2 tRNA genes and 1 rRNA gene are annotated in these 742 nt (G+C 40.8%); all 3 read left to right on the top strand.

What is annotated here, in order from left to right:
* Window positions 1–38: 38 nt before the first annotated feature.
* Window positions 39–115: transfer RNA gene (locus tag HLH18_RS13765), tRNA-Ile, on the top strand.
* A 45-nt stretch (window positions 116–160) separates the two neighbouring features.
* Window positions 161–236, top strand: a tRNA-Ala gene (locus HLH18_RS13770).
* A gap of 426 nt (window positions 237–662) precedes the next feature.
* Window positions 663–742, top strand: a 23S ribosomal RNA gene (locus HLH18_RS13775); the annotation flags it as partial.

The raw sequence follows: 742 nt of genomic DNA on the forward strand, positions 1-742 counted from the left end.
AATCCACAACAAGTTGTTCTTCATAAAGATGTATCTGAGGGTCTGTAGCTCAGTTGGTTAGAGCACACGCTTGATAAGCGTGGGGTCACAAGTTCAAGTCTTGTCAGACCCACCACTATCTGACTACAGAGAAAAAGATACATTGACCTAATGATAAGCTGGGGACTTAGCTTAGTTGGTAGAGCGCCTGCTTTGCACGCAGGAGGTCAACGGTTCGACTCCGTTAGTCTCCACCATATATTCCTTCGGGATATATCGTTAAGTTAATAAATGATCAGTCAGTTGGCTGATAGTTTAGTCCTTAAGCAAACAGTATGATGGCTTATAGAGCTTAGCAACAAGAAGGCGTAGAATGCGCTGCGTTGTTATTAAGCTCTGTGATTTATCACAGTGTTTTAAACCTGACCTGACGAAGGCAAGTTTATTCATTAACAGATTGGCAAATTTGAGTTGAAATAAATTGTTTAACTCAGAACTGAATTGAAGTTAGCAGTAACTTGTTACTGTTAAGTGAAATGAAGAACTGAGAACTAGCGATTAACTGAATCAAGCGTTTTGGTATATGAATTCAATTGAAGCTGTACTGCAGTTCAATCTGCGAAACTTTAAACGATAAGTTGTAGACACTCCTTGTAGGTGTCGACGACTGTTTGGGGTTGTATAGTCAAGTAATTAAGTGCATGTGGTGGATGCCTTGGCAGTCAGAGGCGATGAAAGACGTAATAGCCTGCGATAAGCTCCG

This window comes from Acinetobacter sp. ANC 5414 (genome assembly GCF_013004295.1).
Lineage (GTDB): Bacteria > Pseudomonadota > Gammaproteobacteria > Pseudomonadales > Moraxellaceae > Acinetobacter.